This is a genomic window from Candidatus Neomarinimicrobiota bacterium, from assembly GCA_030743815.1.
Classification (GTDB): Bacteria; Fidelibacterota; Marinisomatia; order Marinisomatales; family S15-B10; genus UBA2146.
The window spans coordinates 1-2,334 of sequence record JASLRT010000024.1 but is presented as its reverse complement, the minus strand read 5'-3'; the positions used below and the strand labels follow the sequence as shown (position 1 = coordinate 2,334).

Below are 2,334 nucleotides of genomic sequence, written 5' to 3'. Positions count from 1 at the left end.
TCAGCATACAGCCATTGCCTTATGCGTTGATTTCATTATTGTAACGCTCAGCGTAGTTGCGGCTTATGCTATTCGTTTCGATTTCGTTATTACTACTGCCATGTTCAACGATGTACTCTTCGTTGTTGCCCTGGCTATTCCCATAAAACTTCTCACTTTTGTCGGTTTTGGACTGTACAGAGGGATGTATCGTTTCACAAGTGTTTGGGATCTGTTGCGTATCCTGAAAGCAACAACGGTAGCAACTGTTCTTCTCTTCTCCATCATTGCTCTGATCCACCCCGCCGTCCACCCGCTATGTGTTATCCCCCGGTCAATAATATTGCTTGATTTTGTTTTTACGATGATCATGATTCACGGCTCTAGAATTGCCATACGTCTCTACTTTTCTCACATTGTTTTCAATCCTCAGAAGAACAGCCTAAACCTGAAAAAACTCCTGTTGATCGGAGCCGGAAACACCGGAAACGAGATCGCCAGGGAAGTCCTTGGCAGGTACCGCGATGAATATAAGATCGTCGCCTTTCTTGATGACGACGGCAATAAAAGGAATGCCGAACTTCATGGTATACCTGTAATGGGCAAGGTGAGTGATATTTCCGGTCTGACAGTCGCCTATGATGAAATCATCATTGCCGCCCCGTCCGCTACGGGTCCACAGATGAGACGAATTGTTGAGCACTGCAAACAGACAGGCGTACCGTGCAAGATTGTCCCCAGTCTCCCAGAACTGATCGATGATAAATTCTCCATCAAGATGCTCCGTGAAGTACAATTTACCGATTTGTTGGGTCGGGAAGAGATCCATCTCGATCGAGGTTCAATCAATCAGTTTATAAAGGGAAAGCGGGTATTAGTGACAGGCGCTGGAGGTTCCATCGGTTCCGAACTTGTGCGGCAGTGTCTTGCTTTTTCCCCTGCAGAATTGATCTTACTGGATAATAGCGAACAAAATCTGTTCACGATTCAACAGGAGTGCACTGCTCTAGGCAAGCGCAGCAATGTACGTGGCATGTTAGGTAATATTCGCGATAAAGCACTGTTGGAGGGAGTGTTCAATGACACACTTCCCCAGGTTGTATTGCATGCTGCTGCCTACAAACATGTCCCCATTCAGGAGCTTCATCCTTGGGCTGCCGTATCAACAAATGTAGGTGGTACAATGAACCTGGTTGAGCTATCTGGCAAGTATGAGGTGGAAAAATTTGTGTTGGTCTCCACGGACAAGGCCGTCAGTCCTATAAATGTAATGGGTGTTACCAAACGATTAGCCGAGAGAATGATCCAAACTGTTAATGATCATACAAAAACCGTGTTCTTGGCGGTCAGGTTCGGCAACGTCATCGGCAGCTCTGGGAGTGTTATTCCAACCTTCCAGCGCCAGATAAAGGATGGTGGCCCCGTGACCATAACCCATCCGGAGATGACCCGTTATTTCATGTCTGTATCGGAAGCGTCGCAACTTATCCTCCAGGCTGGGGCTATAGGGGAGAGAGGACAGATTTTCCTGTTGGAGATGGGTAAACCTATCAAGATAGTAGATATGGCCAAGGACTTGATTCGACTTTCCGGGCTTGAGCCCGAAGTTGATATACCTATCACCTATACTGGTCTGCGTCCAGGTGAAAAGCTCTATGAACAGTTGGCGACAAAAGAAGAGAAAGTCCGTCGAACCAGACATAATAAGATCGTGGTTCTGAAGGACGGTACACAACGAGAATCGTGGGACAGCCTTAAGAAGGGAATTGATTCTTTACTCGCTGTTTCCATTTCTTTTAATTCTAATATGATCAAGCAGAGGCTGAAACAGCTGATTCCCGAATACGAACCTCAGGATTACTACCCGCCACCAAAGGACGTTGATTTGGACCACATTACAATAGAAGGTCAAGCCTGAGGATTGACAATTATTAATTGATGTCGAATGGATTCTATGATTAGAATCTTCAGGCTCCCAATCATGGGAGTTTTTTTCTGCCTCTCACTCTACGGTCAGGGCTATCCAACTGCTCCTGTTTCTCCCTATATGATTCCCTTTTATCAGGATTTCAGGAAAAACCACGATCTGTCTGTTTTCCGAGAGTTCTATCCATTAGAGATGAGTAGACTCAATGCGGTTAAAGCTGACTTACCTAACAAGCACGCAGTCTTCGGTATACTTCCAGGCTATCAATATCGGTCTGGAGAAGATGATATTGCGTCGTTCGATTTCTGGCTGTCAGGTAAGATGAACAACATAACTGTCATGGCTGAACCCGTTTTTGTAAGTGATCCTTTTGGCCAGTCAATTCTAGGCACAGATTATGTTCGCATGAATGTCAGCGGCCGCATCAC

At 45.8% G+C, this 2,334-nt stretch carries 2 protein-coding genes; both read left to right on the top strand.

From position 1 onward, the window contains the following. Positions 1-1,897, top strand: a 1,897-nt coding sequence (locus QF669_02165; protein MDP6456251.1) for a nucleoside-diphosphate sugar epimerase/dehydratase, incomplete at its 5' end; no start/stop codon positions are given. A 36-nt stretch (positions 1,898-1,933) separates the two neighbouring features. Then, a partial coding sequence (locus QF669_02160; GenBank protein MDP6456250.1) for a hypothetical protein occupies positions 1,934-2,334 on the top strand: 401 nt, incomplete at its 3' end.